At 57.4% G+C, this 18,059-nt stretch carries 16 protein-coding genes; 14 read left to right on the top strand and 2 right to left on the bottom strand.

The window, feature by feature from the left end; genetic code table 11:
- Window positions 1-4: 4 nt before the first annotated feature.
- The 9 genes from infB to H6815_07230 all read left to right on the top strand — a co-directional run bounded on the left by infB (window position 5) and on the right by H6815_07230 (window position 10,731).
- A complete protein-coding gene (gene infB, locus H6815_07270; GenBank protein MCB9860241.1) occupies window positions 5-2,788 on the top strand; it encodes a translation initiation factor IF-2 in 2,784 nt (927 codons plus the stop codon).
- Between the two features lie 141 nt (window positions 2,789-2,929).
- The gene (locus H6815_07265) at window positions 2,930-4,270 is read left to right on the top strand and encodes a hypothetical protein (protein MCB9860240.1); all 1,341 of its coding nucleotides are present in this window, start codon (window positions 2,930-2,932) and stop codon (window positions 4,268-4,270) included.
- A gap of 217 nt (window positions 4,271-4,487) precedes the next feature.
- A complete protein-coding gene (locus H6815_07260) occupies window positions 4,488-4,925 on the top strand; it encodes a DUF503 domain-containing protein (protein MCB9860239.1) in 438 nt (145 codons plus the stop codon).
- On the top strand, window positions 4,922-5,362 hold the full coding sequence (rbfA, locus tag H6815_07255) for a 30S ribosome-binding factor RbfA (GenBank protein ID MCB9860238.1): 441 nt from the start codon (window positions 4,922-4,924) through the stop codon (window positions 5,360-5,362). The genes H6815_07260 and rbfA overlap by 4 nt, the downstream gene beginning before the upstream one ends.
- Window positions 5,359-6,171, top strand: coding sequence for a hypothetical protein (locus tag H6815_07250; GenBank protein ID MCB9860237.1), 813 nt, complete (start codon window positions 5,359-5,361; stop codon window positions 6,169-6,171). Before rbfA ends, H6815_07250 begins: the two co-directional genes overlap by 4 nt.
- A 103-nt stretch (window positions 6,172-6,274) precedes the next feature.
- The gene (locus H6815_07245) at window positions 6,275-7,033 is read left to right on the top strand and encodes a YebC/PmpR family DNA-binding transcriptional regulator (protein ID MCB9860236.1); all 759 of its coding nucleotides are present in this window, start codon (window positions 6,275-6,277) and stop codon (window positions 7,031-7,033) included.
- 85 nt (window positions 7,034-7,118) lie between these two features.
- Window positions 7,119-8,051 carry a sugar kinase gene (locus H6815_07240; GenBank protein MCB9860235.1) on the top strand — a complete coding sequence of 311 codons (933 nt, stop codon included), beginning with the start codon at window positions 7,119-7,121 and terminating at the stop codon, window positions 8,049-8,051.
- A gap of 525 nt (window positions 8,052-8,576) precedes the next feature.
- Complete coding sequence (locus H6815_07235; protein MCB9860234.1) at window positions 8,577-9,176, top strand: hypothetical protein; 600 nt, start codon at window positions 8,577-8,579, stop codon at window positions 9,174-9,176.
- On the top strand, window positions 9,169-10,731 hold the full coding sequence (locus H6815_07230; protein MCB9860233.1) for a hypothetical protein: 1,563 nt from the start codon (window positions 9,169-9,171) through the stop codon (window positions 10,729-10,731). Before H6815_07235 ends, H6815_07230 begins: the two co-directional genes overlap by 8 nt.
- Here the strand turns inward: H6815_07230 and H6815_07225 are convergent.
- Together H6815_07225 and H6815_07220 are read right to left on the bottom strand one after the other, a co-directional pair.
- On the bottom strand, window positions 10,728-12,362 hold the full coding sequence (locus H6815_07225; protein ID MCB9860232.1) for a glycosyltransferase family 39 protein: 1,635 nt from the start codon (window positions 12,360-12,362) through the stop codon (window positions 10,728-10,730). The genes H6815_07230 and H6815_07225 overlap by 4 nt on opposite strands.
- Entirely contained in the window at window positions 12,362-13,054 is a 693-nt protein-coding gene (locus tag H6815_07220) for a tyrosine-protein phosphatase (GenBank protein MCB9860231.1), read from the bottom strand. Before H6815_07220 ends, H6815_07225 begins: the two co-directional genes overlap by 1 nt.
- A gap of 231 nt (window positions 13,055-13,285) precedes the next feature.
- Here H6815_07220 and recR point away from each other — a divergent pair, with 231 nt between their 5' ends.
- From recR to H6815_07195, 5 genes are all read left to right on the top strand, one after another.
- Window positions 13,286-13,924, top strand: coding sequence for a recombination protein RecR (recR, locus tag H6815_07215; GenBank protein ID MCB9860230.1), 639 nt, complete (start codon window positions 13,286-13,288; stop codon window positions 13,922-13,924).
- A 24-nt stretch (window positions 13,925-13,948) separates the two neighbouring features.
- Window positions 13,949-15,541, top strand: coding sequence for an RNA polymerase factor sigma-54 (rpoN, locus tag H6815_07210; GenBank protein ID MCB9860229.1), 1,593 nt, complete (start codon window positions 13,949-13,951; stop codon window positions 15,539-15,541).
- Window positions 15,542-15,573: 32 nt separating this feature from the next.
- Complete coding sequence (locus H6815_07205) at window positions 15,574-17,046, top strand: phosphoglucosamine mutase (GenBank protein MCB9860228.1); 1,473 nt, start codon at window positions 15,574-15,576, stop codon at window positions 17,044-17,046.
- An 82-nt stretch (window positions 17,047-17,128) separates the two neighbouring features.
- The gene (gene nrdR / locus H6815_07200; GenBank protein MCB9860227.1) at window positions 17,129-17,626 is read left to right on the top strand and encodes a transcriptional repressor NrdR; all 498 of its coding nucleotides are present in this window, start codon (window positions 17,129-17,131) and stop codon (window positions 17,624-17,626) included.
- Entirely contained in the window at window positions 17,619-18,053 is a 435-nt protein-coding gene (locus H6815_07195) for a cytochrome c (protein ID MCB9860226.1), read from the top strand. Before nrdR ends, H6815_07195 begins: the two co-directional genes overlap by 8 nt.
- The last annotated feature ends 6 nt before the right edge of the window (window positions 18,054-18,059 follow it).

Here is an 18,059-nt window from a genome sequence, read left to right as displayed (position 1 = left end):
GAGTTTGGCAACACTGCGCATATTTAATCTCGCGAAGGAACTCGGTGTCAGCTCCAAGGCGATCGTCGCCAAGTGCCAGGCCGAAGGCATCCCAGAGTCGATCGTCAAGAACCACATGTCCACTGTGAGTGCTGGTCTTGAAGCATCGATTCGTCAGTGGTTCACAGCCGGACCCGATGAGGAATCCTCCACGCTGGAAGTTGCGGAGAAAGTCGATCTGAAGAAGGTGAGTGTTCGCAGACCCTCCAAGAAGGCAGCGTCCGGTTCTGACAGCGATGACGACTCGGATGATGCGGATGCGAAGACAGCAACAGCGGTCGCAGATGCTCCTCCAAGGCCTGCACCCATTCTTGCTCCGCGACCAACTGTTGTTTCGATCGGTGCAGCGCCGGCGCAGCCAAAGCCAACCCAAAGTACCGAAGAAGATGCTGGACCGGTTGATCAGGTCATCCGTCCATTTGAGAAAATCGCGTCAGCTGACGAACTCGCAGCCAATCCGAACACTTCTCAGCCGACAACACCGACAGCGCCGCGCCCTCAGCCGGTCAAGCCGGCGCCCGTCAATGTCCCGCGAAGACCAGACACGATAAAACCTGTCGCGATCAAGCACGAGGCGCCGAAACCCGTCAAACTCTCGGGACCCAAGGTGGTGCGCGTCGAAGCTGCAGAACCCGTGGCCCCGCCTCGCAGACGCGGCCCATCCGATTCACCGGGCGGTTCTGACTTTGGCTCCGGTCCCGGTGGACCAGCAACACGCAGAGATCGTCGCACCGATCGCGAAGAAGATGCACGCAAACGCGGACCGCAGACCGGTCGTGGTGCTGGCGTACCAAGCCGCAGATCCGGCCGAGCCGACGAACTCACAGCATTCCGTCAGGGATGGTCGGAGCAGGACCTTGCTGAGCGCCAGGCGCGGCTTGCCCGTGCTGGTGGGTTCATGAAGAAACACCGCAAGTCGATGAAAACATCGACCGGCTCAACGGAACGGCAAATCATGCCAGTTGAACGGGGTGGTGTTGTGAAGATCACCGAACCGTTCACTATTAAGGACCTGTCTGCCGCGACCGGTGTCAAGGGCGCAGAGATCGTCAAAAAGCTGTTCATGCAGGGCATCCCCGCAACCATCAACTCCGGCATCGACGTTGAACATGCGCAGGAGATCATGATGGAGTATGACATTGAGCTCGAAGTCGTCGAGGCGAAGAGCGCCGAGCAGGTTGTCGAAGAGCAGGCAAAGTCTCGCGATCGTATCGACGAACGCCCGCGTGGCCCGGTTGTCACTATCATGGGCCACGTCGACCACGGCAAGACATCGCTGCTTGACAAGATTCGTCAGGCAAACGTTGCTGCTGGTGAGGCTGGCGGCATCACACAGGCTACCAGCGCGTTCCGAGTTCCTGTCAAGGCCAACGATGCCGATCGCCAGGTTGTGTTTATCGATACGCCCGGCCACGAGGCGTTCACGGAGATGCGTTCGCGTGGTGCAAATGTCACGGATATCGTCGTGCTCGTGGTTGCAGCTGACGACGGTGTGATGCCACAGACTGTCGAATCCATCGCGCACGCGAAGGCTGCTGGCGTACCAATCGTCGTTGCGCTGAACAAGATCGACAAACCAGAAGCAACCGAAAACAAGATCCAGGAGATCTATGGCCAGCTTGCGCAGCGGGACCTCAACCCCATCCCGTGGGGCGGCGATATCGAAATCGTCAAAACCAGCGCACACACCGGCGAGGGCATCCAGGAACTTCTCGACACACTCGATCTTCAGGCAGAGTTGCTCGAACTCAAGGCAGACTTCGATGGAGCGGCTCAGGGCAGTGTGATTGAGGCATCGCACAAGGAAGGGCGCGGTGCAGTTGCAACGATTCTTGTGCAGGAAGGCAAGCTGAAGGTTGGCGATTTCATCGTCGCCGGTCGTGCCTTTGGTCGTGTCCGCGATATCACCGACGACAAGGGCAATCGCATCAAGGATGTGCTTCCCCCATCACCGGTTGCGATCTCAGGTCTCGACGAGCTGCCAGATGCGGGCGACGCATTCTACATCGTCGACACACTGAAGAAGGCACAGGAAGCAGCCGAGCAGCGGCGCGATCGCGAACGCGAGCTCCAGCTCGCACAGCCGAAGGTCACGCTCGACACGCTCTTTGGCAAAATGGCGGAACAGGAACTCAAGGAGATCCTCGTTGTTGTCAAGGCAGATGTGCAGGGTTCTGTCGACGTGCTGCGTAACGAGATCGAAAAGGTCTCGGGCGACGAGGTCAAGGTCCGCGTGCTCCACGCAGCGGTCGGCGGCATCACCGAGTCAGACGTTGTGCTGGCAGAAGCATCCAAAGCCATCATCGTCGGGTTCAACGTTATCCCGTCCGGCAAGGCGCGCTCGCTCGCTGAAAATAAAGGCGTCGAGATCAGAACATACGACGTCATCTACCACATCACCGAGGACATCCACAAGGCAGCCGAGGGCCTGCTCGAACCGGAACTCCGCCAGGAGATTCTCGGTCACGCAGAGGTCCGCGAGGTGTTCAGGATCTCCAAGGTCGGTTCCATCGCGGGCTGTTATGTCACCGACGGCGTTGTCCAGCGCGACGCGCTCATCCGCGTCACTCGAGGCGACATCGTCATCGAGAACGACCGCAGGCTCGCTCAGCTCAAACGCTTCAAGGACGACGCGAAGGAAGTTCGTGCGAACATGGAGTGCGGCATGAAGATCGACGGGTATGACGATATCAAGACCGGCGACATCCTCGAATGTTACAAGCAGGTTGAGATCAAGCGGAAGCTGTAAACTGCGACCCTTTGCTTTCTCTATCGGCTCCGGGTTGATTCAGTCATCCCGGAGCTGTTTTCTCGCGTGCAGCGTTCACTATCACAAGCCTGTATACTCATCAGTCAATACACAGGCCCTGCATGCCGGTTCGGAGGCACCATGCGATCTTTTTCCAATATCCTGACATCTGCAATCTGCATGCTGCCAATGTGCCTGAGCGCATCCGCACAGTGGCAATGCCCGTCACCGCAGTGGTACATCCCGGCAGCTTCTGGGGGGACAAACGGCCCCATTCATACGATGGTGCTTTGGAATCAGGAAGCTGCTGGTCCGAATAGATCCATTCTTGTGCTGGGTGGTGACTTCACTGAAGCGGGTGGCACTGATGCCAACAACATAGCAACGTTTGACTTCCAGACAGGTGAATGGAACACGCTGGGCGCGGGCACAAACGGGGTTGTTTCTGCTGTTACATTGCTTGCTGACAAAAGCCTCGTTGCGGCCGGTGACTTCACGATTGCTGGCAGCGCACCTGCGAAACGAGTCGCGCGATGGGACGGCTTCCAGTGGCACGCATTGGGAACCGGCATGAACGATGTCGTGTACGCATTAACTACTACATCGACAGGTGATCTGTATGCTGGTGGTTTCTTTACGACAGCTGACGGTCTTCCAGCAAGCGGGATCGCACGATGGGATGGACAGATCTGGTCCGACGTGGGCGGTGGCCTTGAATCACCACATGTCTTCGCATTGGCAACGCTCAGCACCGACGAGGTTGTCGCTGCGGGGGTTTTCACCTTTGCTGGCGGAATGCATATCAACAGCATCGCGAGATGGAACGGAACATCGTGGCTGCCCGTCGGACCAAACCCAACAACGGGAGTCCTTGGACTCGTATTCACACTCCTCGTACTGCCAAACGATGACATTCTCATTGGTGGGTTTCTGGATATCTATTCCGGATCGGGCATCTTGTCTGGAGCGAAGAACATCGCACGCTGGGATTCTAAAGCAAACATATGGCAGCCACTGGGCGAGGGACTTGGTGGAGAAGAGTCACAAGTTAACACACTTACAAGGCTGGACAGCGGTGACATCGTTGCAGGTGGCTACTTCTACCAGTCGGGGCAAACAATGCTCAAAAACTACAACTTTGCGATGTGGGATGGAGATAACTGGGACTGGCCGGATGCAAACTCACTTTCGGGACTTGGGTACCCTCTTTCAGTTGTGCAGATACCAAACGGCGATACCGTTGTCGGTGGCTCTTTTTGGTACGCGGGGCAGTTGCCCGTAGAGAACATTGTGATGTATGGGTGTGGCGCGACCTGCTATGCAGATTGCGACGACTCCGGCTCACTCGATATCTTCGACTACATCTGCTTCGGCAACGCGTATGCAAATAATGAGCCATACGCAGACTGTGACGGTAATGGCAACTTTGATATCTTCGATTACATCTGCTTTGGGAACGCGTACACATCAGGCTGCCCGTAAGAGAAAAGCATCTTTCTTCGTTTGCTAAAAACAAGTCTGTTTTCTCAATCTGCAACGTTGCTTGCTCTTTATTAACATCGTTCCATCGCCACTATCACCCTCTCTACACTTCCCTCACTACAATGTGTCTGCCGAATACTGAATAAATACCTGACCAGACCCGTCGCCTCATGCACGGTGCCTGGTCCAAAGTCGCCATCGTGCGCACCCATAGTCCATGCTGATTGCTGTTCTCCAGTTCGAACTCGATATCCACTGGTCCCAGTCCCTGAAGGACAAGCGCCGCGTGGTGCGATCCCTGCGTGACAGGATTGTCCGAGCACATCGTGTTTCTGTGTCGGAGGTTGCCAACCAGGACATTCTCAACCGAGCCACGCTCGCAGTCGCGTGCGTGGGAACGGATGGTCGCGTTCTCGGAAGGGTGCTTGACAAGGTACTCGATATCGTCCGGGCTTCCACAGATGCGGATATCGTCGACTCACGCCGCGACTTTATCGGCGGGATCGACATTGAGGAGAATCTCCCCGAGCGGGACGATCGACCGGCTGCCGATCTGACCGATGAAGAGAAACACGATATTGAGGACGAGCTGCTGGCAGACTTTGCCACCAACCAGACCAATACTCCACCAATGGAGGATAATACCAGCGCATGAGTATCCGCACGGAACAGGTCGCATCACTCGTTACCCGCCATGTGCAGGAGGTGGTGGTACGGGGCTTAAAAGACCCTCGCGTTAAGGGGATGGTGACCATCACGCGCGCAACATGCTCGGATGATCTTCGAGTCGTTACCCTCTACGTGTCGGTTCTTCCGGAGGAGCACGAGAACATCACACTGCACGGCCTAACCGCAGCAGCAAAGCACATACGCCACGAGATCGCAGACGAGATTGCGCTCGCGAAGACACCAACACTCCAGTTCAGGCTCGACAAGCAGTTCAAGCGGGAGGCGAGCGTGCTCGACGCTCTCGCGAAGGTGCGTGAAGAGCAACAACGGTACGAGCAATCGCAAGCCATCAACGACACACCCAACGAGCCGGCATCTTTCACTCCTGTGACCCAAGAAGCTCAATCGGAGGATTCCGAGTGAGCGAAGGCGCGCCGAAAAAATCCTCAGCAAAGCGCCGCATACCGAGCCGATCGCGCGCAAAGACGCTCTCGAATATTGAAACACATGGACCTGCGCTGCTCTCGTTCCTTACAACACTCGAAGCATCGTCAGCAGAACCGATCACATTCCCGGCTGCGCCTGCCGACGAATGCCCGCTGATGCACAATATCATCATGTCGATGCTGATGTATGATTCTGACGCAAAGCGGGCATCGAAGGCGCACGACAAACTTCGCGAGCACACCGTGAACTACAACGATCTTCGTGTGTGCTCGCCCATCGAGATCTCATTCATTCTCGGAGAGCGATACCCAAGATCCGCGGAACGATCAGATCGTCTCATTGATGTGCTCAACGAGATTTATGATCGCGAAGATCAGTGCAGGCTCGACACAATCATTCGCACAGGAAAGCGGGAAGCCGCGACATACCTCGCGTCGATTCCCGGCATGAACCAGTTTGTCCTTGCACGCGCATTGAACACGATCGGGCACGCAGCGTTTCCACTGGACGATCGTCTGCGCATGATGCTGGTCGACGCCGGTGCAATCGAAAAACGACTAAAACTGACGCAGGCATGTGATTTTATCGAGTCTGTTGTTCCCGCAAACCAGCTCACACGTGCATCACAACACGTGCTCGCTTGGGCTGAAACACAGACGTTCCCCCGCCTGCCGACATCCGATTACACGCGTGCCATGGCACGGAAATCTTGCAGACCTGAAAGCAAGCTGAATCTCCCGGACACCGACGGCTTCGAAATCGATCCAGCGACGCTTGAAGATTGATACCAAGAAACGGAAGACCGCAAATCCGGTGCCGACAAACGCGCACCACTCCCCTACCATCGCACCCTCACACCAGAACCGACTTGACGTGGAGAGTTTCTGCATGGCAGGCCATAGTAAATGGGCCAATATCAGGCATAAAAAAGCGGCCGTTGATAAGAAACGCGGTCGCATGTGGTCCAAGTGCTCACGGGCGATTATGGCTGCTGCGCGCGAGGGCGGGGGTGACCCTGCGTCAAATCTTGCACTGCGGTACGCGATCGACGAGGCTCGATACGCCAACATGCCCAAGGACACCATTGAGCGAGCGGTCAAAAAGGGCGCAGGAGAACTCGGCGGCGGCAAGATGGAGTCCGTCAGGTACGAGGGATACGGCCCCAACGGCGTTGCCATCATTGCCGATGCGCTGACAGACAATCGCAACCGCACCGCGCCGGAAGTGAAGATGGTCTTCTCAAAGTACAATGGGAATATGGGCGCTTCGGGCTCCGTTGCCTACTCGTTCGACACGGTTGGCCAGATTCTCGTCGAGGCGGGAAAGACGACGGAAGATGTCGTTATAAACGCGGCGATTGACGCGGGTGCGACAGATGTTGAAGCACCGGAGGACGACGACGGCTTCTGGGTCGTTTCAACAGAGCCAACACAGTTCCACGCTGTACGCGAAGCGCTTGAGAATGCGAAGATCGAAATATCGTCCGCCGAGATCGCGTTAATCCCGCAGAACACTGTCGCTGTTGCTGGCGATGATGCAAAGAAAGTGTTAACGCTGATCGATGCGTTGGAAGAGCTTGAGGATGTGCAGAAGGTATACTCGAACGCGGATATCAGCGAGGAAGACTACGCAGCATTCGACTCGTAACACCCGCACGCAAGCAGAGCCCGTGCGACACCATTGCTGATCCGGCATTCACAAGAGAAAACGAAGACAACGAAAGAGAGTTCCCATGTCCCTGATTGTCACCGGAACCGTTGGCATTGATACCGTCTACACCCCTTCCGGCGAGCATAGAGAGAACGTGCTCGGCGGTTCGTGTGCCTACTTCGCCGCGGCTGCGCAACATCACGCCAACGTACGCATCGTCGGTGTTGTCGGCGATGATTTCCCGGATGAGTTTCGCACGGTGCTCAAGCACATGCCGAACATCGGGCTTGAGGGACTTGAAACACGCAAGGGATCCAAGACCTTCCGCTGGGGCGGGAAGTATCTCGAGAACATGGACTCCCGCGAGACCCTCTACACCGAACTCAACGTCCTGATCGAGGAGCCGCCCGCTGTCCCAGCGCAGTACCGAGACTCCAAGCTTGTCTTTCTCGCCAACTCGCATCCCGCGGTCCAGATGGGCCTGCTGGAACAGATTGAGCAGCCTTCGCTTTCGGTCGCCGACACTATGGATCTCTGGATCGACACCGCCCGTCCCGAACTCGATGCCCTCATGCGCAAGGTCGACGGGCTTGTTCTCAACTATGACGAGGCCCAGCAGCTCACCGGCCTGACCAACACCGTTGCTGCGGCTCGCAAGATCACCACCATGGGGCCAAAGTTTGTCGTCGTGAAGAAGGGCGAGCACGGGTGCCTGTTTGTCCATGGCAATCGCGTTGGCGCTATCCCCGCGTTCCCCAGCGACTCGGTCATCGATCCCACCGGTGCCGGCGATTCCTTCGCTGGTGGCATGATGGGCTATCTTGCTTCCCGTGTGGAGAAAGGGGAAATCGCTGATGTCCTCTCGGACTTCGCTGTCTTCCGCTCCGCACTGGCGCACGGCACCGTCATGGCCAGCTACGTCATCGAGTCCTTCTCGCTCGATCGCATCGCCAACGTCACCCGCGATGAAGGTAACGCAAGGTTCCACCAGTTCCGCGAGATGGTTGTCTTCTGAAGCTGACTCGTTGCCCGGTTCATCAACAAACTCATCCCACGCGATCATCGCGGATGCAAGCGAATGATCCACCGTGCCAATTGGCTTGATCGGCTTCGGCTCAGCTTCCGATGCTGCAATCATCGTTGGAGCTGTCTGGGTCTCATCCGCAGCTGAATATGTCGTGCGGGATTCAGCAAGCAGACGGACCTGCTCACACTCGAGCAGCGACTGCTGGATCTTTTTATCAAGTTCCTTGTGCTGATCGTGCAGATTGTCGAGCCACTCTGCACTGGCAAGCAGCGACGCTTCCATCGTCTGCTTTGCCGATTCTGCCTGCGCTTTGTATGAGGCAGCTGTATTGTTTGCAGTGGCAAGCACACGTGTCGCAGACTCGGCCCGATCAATCAGAGAAGCAAGCGTGTTCGCAGGTGACGCTTCATCGGTCGTGTTGCCATCTCCAATGAACGTCTGCGCCCGGTCGCACACCGCACTGAGGTATCCAAAGTCAATCGCACCCACCTGCTCTGCCTGCTGTTTCGCACGATGAATCTTTGCATCGATTTCCGCAAGCAACGATTCGGACATCTGCTGGGCGGAATCACATGCAGCCGTGATGCTCGATGTAATCGATCCGAGCGTTTCCTGCACGCTCGTCCGATCGATCGCCTCGCTGACAGCGCGATCCGACATCGTGCGCACAGTCTCATCGAGCGCCTTGATCTCTGCATCGATCGATCTGCCTGCAGCACTGATCGCACGCTCGGTGTGCTCATCAAGAGCCTTTGCACGCTGATCAATGCCATCGCACAGCTTCTTCGCAACTGTTGTCGATCGCTCTGCCTTGTCAACGACAGGCTGAAGATCATGTGTTGCGCGTTGGATCGCTGCATCAACACGCTGCTCGATCTCCCGCTCGAACCACTGCAATCGAGACTCGATCGCTGCTGCGATCCTTTCCTCGGTCGATTCGAGCATCATCGTCTTCGTCTGTGCGCGCTGGATCATCGCATCCAGCCGTTGCACGCTGCTGGCGAGCACTTCGACCAGTCGATTTGCTGCGGATGTCTGACGATGGATCTCGGGACGGATCTTGTCGAGTGTGTCCGCCGCACGCTTGCCAATCGAGAGTTGGTCTGTGAGTGATCGCTGCGCATCCTGCGCCCGCTCGATCAACTGCCGCAATGACGCAGACAGCTCGTTGAATGCTCCCTCGTCCACCAAGCGCGGCGAGAGGAAGTATTCATCGATCGTCCTGCGCGTACTCGGTGACGATTCAGACGCGCTCGGCCACGCAATAGATGATCGCGAACGCTCGTCGCGCGAAGCAGCATCTGGTGTTGGACGCGATCTCTCTGCCATAACAAACCGTGTGTCCACGTTTCGACCGGATGGCAGGTCCGGCTATAAACATTGCGGATGCTGTCGAAAATCAGCCGAAACCACGCCAACGATCCGGGTTCTCACAGGCCACCCATCCACCCGGGATTCGCAAGCACCAGCTGTTTTCCCGCATGAATCGAGCATTTTCCGCGTGACACTCTCCCGTCGCATTCTCGTTTTTCTCTCGTGGCTCGCCACAATCTGCGCACTTCTTGCGCTTGGTGTGTGGGTGTTCGGACGGATCGTCACGGATCGCTGGGTCTTCTCGCAATGGATCTTCTGGACCCCAACACCCGCTGTCCTGCTCGGTGTGCTGGGCTTGCTCATGACATCGCATCTTGGTTCGTTTGCAGCATCACGAACATCCGCAAAGCACAATCAGAAAGACAAACAGTCAAAGCGAGTGTTCAAACGCGTGCGCACAGTGGCATGGTTCTGTCTCCTCCTCGCAGTATTCTGGCTTATCTTTCTCGACTGGCACTCGCACAGGCGGCTGCTTCCATCACCCAAAGCGCACGATGAAACGAAAATGCTCTCGATCGCCTACTGGAATATGGCAACGAACCGCGACGACATCCCAGTTGATTTTCTGCTGACACTCGACGAAGACATCGTCATCGTTGCCAACGGGCACAGCAGGGTGAACTGGAATGCCATCGCAAACAACACGAAACAGAACTGGACACTCACAAGGATGTGGCCGTTCACCATTTTTTCACGTGTACCATTGAATGAATGGGCGCTCACGCAGTTGCATCTGCGTGGCAAACTTCCCAATGTGCCACACGAAATCATCGGACCTCGCGCCAACCAGACTACGTATGATGTCGGTCTTGCAGCATTCTTCGAGTTTGATCTGCCGGGCGCACGTGATGACACATTCACTGTGTGGATTCTTGATCTTCCATCGGATGTCTCACTCAGCAAGCGCCAGATCGCACAGCAGACCCGCGAGGAAATAGACACCTTTGCGGGTGTTATTCGATCAGGAACATCACCGCGAAAGCCCATTGAAACTCCCGGTTTTCCGGAAGCAGATATCATCCTTGGCGACTTCAACATCCCCCGCGCGTCGGGCTCTCTCAGCGCGATGATCGATCACAAGACATACGTCGGCGCGTACGAATCCGCTGGCATGGGCCCGTGCGCCACATTCCCTCGCGTGTGGTCGAAGTTCAACCTGACGATCCCACTCGTGCATATCGATCAGATGTTTGTGAACCGAGCACATCGAGTGCTCAGGTATCGCGTCGAGGACCCGGGAACCGCTCGGCACTGGGCGCAGCGTCTTGTCATTGAACGAGCAGAATCGAACTAATTGGTTCTGGTGGTATTAACTCGATAGACAATGATGCGGTACTCGCGGAACGACCACTCACCGACGAGATCTGCGTTTTCAAGCGCGCCACTACGCTGCATTGCAGAACGTTCATCGCTGTCATCATCCTCGCGCAATGCAAGATATACAACACCACCAACCTGCTCTAGAGAAGCACTCTCAGACAAACCCGAGATCCATCGCACGTGCGTATTCGCTGTGTTTTCTATCGCGAGCAGGATCTCGGGCCGAGCCTCGACAAGGTGGTCAGCTAGCACAACAGTGTCTGAAACCTGAGAACGATCCATGTCTGTCTGCACAGCAGCACCGATCTCAAAGCCGATCTCCCGCCCACTCAATCGTGCCCTGCGCTCCTCGAACTTTGTGTAATAGATCGCAATCGCGATCAGCAGCAGCAAGTAGACAAGCAATGGCGAGCCCAGCGTGCAGATGCGCCAGAATACTCTGCGCGTGCGTCCGAAGTGCATCCGCCATCCTCGCATGCAGTACGCGACCAGCACGCAGGCTGGCATACCAACGGGCATGGTGTACCGCACGTTCGATACGCCAGCAATCATCGAGATCACGAGTCCGGCAATGCACGCGAGTGATACAGTCTGCGCCACAACCAGCCGATCGTGCGCAGCCATATCAACGCCGGTCACAACCGCACACTTTGCTTCGTCCCTCGCGAACGGACCCCAGGGCCAGAGCGCAGCGAACATCCACGGCGCGCCAGCTACAAACGCATCGAACACAATGATCAGGATCCGGTGCAACTTCTCCATGTTCCAGAGAAAGTGAGCCGACGACTGCGTCACCGCATCCTGCGATGATGCAGCAAGGTACTGCCTCAGCCATATCGACGTGAACGCACCAACACCAACTATCGCGCAGAATACAACGATCGCAACTGTCTGCACAGGCACTCTCGCATCGAGACGGCTGCAATGCTTCATACGGATATAAGTCGCGCCGATTAGAACGCCACCAATCGCAGCGAGCCCCGCACCACCCTTGACTGCAAACATGCCGCTGAGTCCGATCGCGATAGCAGCACACGAACTTAACGCACGGACTATCGCTTTTTGACTGTCGTGTGCGGGCATCCGCTTCTGCCACACCACCAGATCGATACATGAGAGCACGAACAGCACGCTGAACATGTTGTGGAGCGCCTCGATCTCAGCCGATCGTGCGCTCGTCCAGAACCATGGCCAGAGCACACACGCGAGCGCTGCACACAGACCGAACGGCTTGCCGAACCATCGGCACGCGAAGATCCAGATCAGCAACACCGAACACGTCCACGCGCACGCGGAAACAAACCTCGCGGCAAACTCTGTCTCGCCGAACACCCTGCTCGAAAGTGCGATCAGCCACGGCATGCCCGGCGGCTTGCGGAGATACACCTGATCGAACATCGTCGGGACGATGAACTCGCCGCGTTCGAGCATCTCGAACGCCGGAACCGCCCGATGCGCTTCGGAGTTCACAAATCCGTGCGCACCGAGCCCGGGCAGTGTGACCATCGCGCACACAAGCACGAGCAGGAGCCCAGCCACGACAGGCTTGCGAGACAATGCTTCGCACACACGCCAGACCATCTCAGCCATCGCGCCAGTGCGCATCAATGACGCTCTCCGTGTGCGTTCACATCAATGACAGATCCATCACGCACCGCGCGTTCGATCTCAGGTGCCCAGTCGAGCAGCGTACGAACCAGATCGGCATTTCCTGAGAGTGAGTACCCGTGCGAGATCGCCTCATCGAGCGCCTCGCTCATCGGCTTGCCCTCGTGGATGTGCCGGTAGAGCATCACAGCGCACCCGGTCCTGCCTGTGCCATCGTTGCAATAGACCAGCACCGGTTGATGCTCACGACTTGTCATGATCTCCAGCGCTCGCACATACTCGTTCGGATCGACTGCATTCCCACTTGCGAGATCAAACCGGAACCGTTTGACACCGAGCGCATCGGCTGTCCGCTGCTGGCGTGTATCTGCGACGGAGTCCCGCTCGAAACTGCCAAGATCCACAACCGTGCGGATCCCGCGCTCCTTGACCACCTTTTCCATCGCTGCTGGCGTGAGTGCACCCGAACGATACAGCTTCCCTTCCACTACACTCGCAAACCGCTTCGGCACGAGGTTCGGCCTGATCGCTACAACATAGAACACGCCGAACGCAACAACCACCATCGCAACAATCAGCGCAACGTATCGCGGCTCGTTCCCAGTGTTCGGCCCGACAGCAAACCCGCGGCGCATGGTCCGTGCGCGCAAGCGTGTCAGAACGGTTTGGCAAGAAACAGCCGGTTTCATGGGCTCCCATCGTAGCGCGACAGACCCACGATTCCGTCTGTCATTCTGGCAGCGCCATCCCCTTGTTTTACGCTTGCCAACCACATTCTTGCACAAATACACAACATCGGACCTTGTGCATCCCCACTACTATTGCACATGACCAAGGGGCACGACCCAGCATCATCCGCAAAGCCCGCCACCAGCGTGTCGCGTTCGTCCGCGCGCGCGCAGACCGGGTATCCGGAATCGATGGATCGATTGATCCGCGAACTCACTAACCTGCCGGGGATCGGCAGACGCGGTGCAGAACGCATCGCGTTCCATCTGCTCAAAGCGGAACGCAACGGCGCGCTCGCGCTGGCGCGCGCGATCGCTGATGTCAAGGACAAACTCCGGCATTGCAATGTCTGCTACAACCTGACCGACGAGCCCGTGTGCGCCATCTGCTCGGATCCCAATCGTGACCAGTCGACCGTGCTTGTTGTGGAGCAGCCACGCGATCTGATCGCGCTCGAGCAGACCGGCATGTACAAGGGCATCTACCACGTGCTGATGGGTCGGCTCAGTCCCATTGAGGGAATTGGTCCGAGCGATCTGACCATCGACGAACTCACCAAACGCATCTCCCAGCCAGCACGGAACGCGGGCAGTGTTGAGGTGCGTGAGATCATCCTTGGACTCAACCCCACCTTCGAGGGCGACGGGACCGCGCTGTATATTGCTGACCACATCACAAAGTCGAACGCGCAGAACGTGCGCATCACGCGCCTTGCGCGGGGCCTGCCCTCTGGATCATCGCTTGAGTTTGCAAATGCTGCGGTACTAGCCGATGCAATCGCCGGCCGGCAAACCGTGGGCCAATCAGGATCGGACCCTCACACGCCATAGCAAACAGGAGTTCTTTTCGTTATCATGCGTTTCGAGACGTCACAACACATGCGGATGAGCCAGTCGATGAAGCTGGCGCCGAGGATGATCCAGAACATGGAGATCCTCCAGATGCCGCTGAACGAACTCGAAGAGCGCATCGAGCAGGAACTTGAGAACAATCCGACACTCGAAATTGCCGAGATTGAGCCCGACGAATCGTTCAACCGCGAGCGTGCCGAAACACGAGACGAGCAGCAGAGAAACAACCAGCCGCTCACAAATAACGACTCTGCCGACGACAGCTTCGAACGCTTGTCCTCGTACGAATCCGAGAATGTAGACGCTGCGGAGAACGCGTACTCTGCCTCGGGGCTTGATCGTTTTCGGGATCTGCACTCGCCAATCAGGCGCAGCGACGATGGCGACAGCTTCAGCGCGGTATCTGTTGCGCCTGCGCGATCACAATCGTTGACAGAACAACTTTCCGACCAATGGCGACTGGCGAGCACCGATCCCGATCTTGCACGAGCGGGTGATCTCCTGATCTCGTTCCTTGATGACGATGGCTACCTGCGTACGCCACTGGAGACGATTGTTGATCGTCAGCCGAATCTGGAAAGCACCGCCCAACTCAATGGCAATGCGCACACCGCAAAGAAGCTGACGACTGACGATCTCACGTTCGCGCTCGAAGCGCTGCACGACGTGCTCGACCCGCCGGGTGTCGCAGCACGCACTGTGCCAGAGTGCCTGCTGTTGCAACTCGCTGCGATCAAGCGAGAAAAAGGCCTCGAACAGAACGAGCCCGACGACGAGATCGACACAGCAGCGTGGCTGGTCGAGGATCACTTTGACGATCTGACGAACAACCGGCTGCCCGTAATCTCTAAAGCAACCGGGCTCACCATCGACGAGATCCAGGGCGCGATCAAACTTCTCCAAAAACTCAGCCTTGCGCCAGCACGATCACTCGTCACGGAGACAACCGCTGCGGTTATCCCTGATGTCATCGTCGAGTACGACGAGGATCAGGACAGATACTTCGCGTACCTGAACGATCGCCGACTCCCGAACCTGCAGGTGAATCGCGAGTACGCGATGCTGAGCAAGGAACGGTCCATGCCCACGCGCGACAAAGACTTCATCAAGAAGAACCTTGCGAACGCACACTGGCTGATCGACGCGATGCGACAGCGCAACGAGACACTGCTGCGCGTCGTCAATGTCGTTATCGATCGCCAGCGCGAGGTATTCGACTTCGGCACGCAATCGCTCAAGCCGCTCCCGATGACAGAGGTCGCCGAGCAGCTCGGCATCCACGTCGCGACGGTCTCTCGCGCTGTCAACGGCAAGTACATCCAGACACCGCGCGGCGTAATGCAGTTGCGGAACTTCTTCTCCGGCGGATACCAGACCGAATCCGGCAGCGAGGTCTCCTACGACGCGGTGAAAGCAGCAGTCAAGGACGTGATTGATGCGGAGAACAAGGCAAAGCCACTCTCCGATGAGGCAGTCGTCAAGGCGCTGACCGAGCGTGGGATCGACATCGCGCGGCGTACCGTCGCCAAGTATCGTGATCAGCTCGGCATCCCGTCAGCACGACTCCGCCGCGAGTTTACCTCCAAGACCGGGTGAAATCGCTGCTTCCCTCACGCTACCATCGCGCGATGACACAGACACCCCAGACGCACAACGAAGTTCCCCCGCTCATCGTCGGCATCTCAGGCTTGCGGGGCCTTGTTGATGTGAACTTCTCACTCGATGATGCGGGGCGATACACCCGCGCCATTGCAGCGTGGGTCTGGCAGCGGTTCGAAGCGAGCGAGAACAAAGACGGTAGTTGTCCATGTGTTGTGGTGTCTCGCGACGGCAGAGCCAATGGAAAACCTATTTACGAGCGGGTCTGGTCAACACTCGCGGCATGTGGGTGCGAGGTCATTCTTCTCGATGTTGCAACAACGCCAACAACCGGCGTGATGGTCGACTACCACCGAGCGCACGCGGGCGTCATCATCACCGCCAGCCACAACCCGGGAGAGTGGAACGGGATCAAGTGCCTCGTGTCTGATGCGAATGGATCTGTCTCAGCCTGCGCCCCGAATGCAGCACAGGCCCAACAGATCATCGATCTATTCAACGGTGCAAACCATATGGCAAATCGAGACGGGGGCTCGGTGTGCAACACAACCGAGTCGGAAGCTGTATATCACCCACAGCTTGTCTTGAAGCACGCGCAATCGCAAGAAAACCCCAAAAAAATCTCGTGCGTGCTTGATTCTGTCAACGCATCCGGCTGGCCCGTCGCGCGGGAACTCCTTGCGGCACTCCACTGCGATGCGATCCAGACTGCTGGCGATAACTCGGGCATCTTCCCGCACGAGCCCGAGCCAACAAAGGAAAATCTGATTGATCTGTGCGCACAGGTACGCGCACACAATGCCGACATCGGATGTGCGCAGGACCCTGATGCCGACAGACTGGCCATCATCGACGAGACCGGCACATACATCGGCGAGGAGTACACGCTCGCACTCAGCGCACTCGAAGTGCTCTCTTCCATGCCAAAGGATGAAGCAAAGAACGCTGTCCTGTGTACAAATCTGTCCACGAGCAGAATGATCGAGGATGTCGCTGCAACATTCGGCGCGCGAGTCATCCGCACACCTGTCGGTGAGGCGAACGTTGTCGAGGCGATGCAACAGCACAACGCTGTCATCGGCGGTGAGGGCAACGGCGGCGTGATCTGGCCGAGGATCACCTATGTGCGCGACTCGCTCTCCGCGATGGCGCTCGTGATCTCATTGATGCGACGAACAGGAAAAACACTCTCGCAGCTTGTCGCGTCTATCCCGTCGTACGCCATCGTCAAACGCAAGCAACCACTGATGCGCAAGGCCGACGCCCAGCCCGCTATCGATGCGCTGGCAGCGCACTGGAGATCGCAACCACACGTCCGCGTCGACTCGCAGGACGGCGTCCGTATCGATCTGAAACTCGACGACGGATCTGATGCGTGGGTTCACGTCCGCGCGAGCAACACCGAGCCAATCCTCCGCCTGATCGCAGAAGCTGGCACAACAGCCCAAGCCGATCAACTGCTTGACGCGGTTGGCGCGATGATCGCCGCGACAAGTGCCTGAGAATCCTTGATTTGGGCCGAATTTAAACGAATGACCCCGCACTGGTTGTGGCGGGCGAGTTCGCGTCTACCATATCTCGCCCATGCACTGTCCATACTGCGAAACCGACGACGACAAGGTGATCGACTCCCGCCCCAGCGACGAGGGGCGCGCTATCCGCCGCCGCCGCGAGTGCAACAGCTGCCACAAGCGCTTTACCACGTACGAACGGGTCGAGCAAACCGCACGACTGATGGTTGTGAAAAAGGACGGCACGCGCGTGCAGTTCAACCCCGAGAACATCCTGCGAGGCGTCCAGGCAGCGTGCGGCAAGCGTCCCGTGCCGGAGCACGCAAAGCAATCGCTTGTTGATGCGATCGAAGACGAACTCCATCGTGACTTTGATCGCGAGGTTCCATCGATCGTCATCGGCGAGCGCGTGATGTCGAGGCTTCGTGATCTTGACGAGATCGCATACATCCGGTACGCGTGCGAGTACCACGGGCTGGAAACCGCCGACCAGGTTGCGGCTGAAGCGTCAGAGTTTGCGCGCAGGCCAAAGCACATCCGCGATCAGCAGGATCTCTTCGAGCGTGCATAACAACAGACACAGCACATGCTCGTCATGCATCATCTCTGGTGTTGCGTGTGCAGTATTCGTTTCTCTCTGTGCGGGCACGCTCGCCAGTTGCAGGAACAAGCCGAAGGTTGACAACAGCGCGTTGATCGCAAAGGGACAGGTGCTGTTCAAAACCCACGGTTGTGTCACGTGCCACTCGCCGGAAGGAAAACCGATCCCCAACGCGCCCGTTCTGGCAGATCTACTGGGACGAGAGATCGAACTGGAATCGGGTGAGACATTCACCGCAACACGAGACTACATCAAACAGTCCATCCGCAACCCGGGCATCGGCATCGTCAAGGGATACCCAAACCAGATGCCCAAGCCGTTCAACCTGAGCGAGGACGAACTCGACGCGCTGGTGGAATATGTACTGACGATCAAAGCTGCGGAGCAGACAAAGTAACCTATC

Source organism: Phycisphaeraceae bacterium (assembly GCA_020639155.1).
In the GTDB taxonomy this organism is placed as follows: Bacteria; Planctomycetota; Phycisphaerae; order Phycisphaerales; family UBA1924; genus JACKHF01.
Note: the sequence above shows the minus strand (reverse complement) of the source record. Positions and strands in the feature narration are given on the sequence as shown.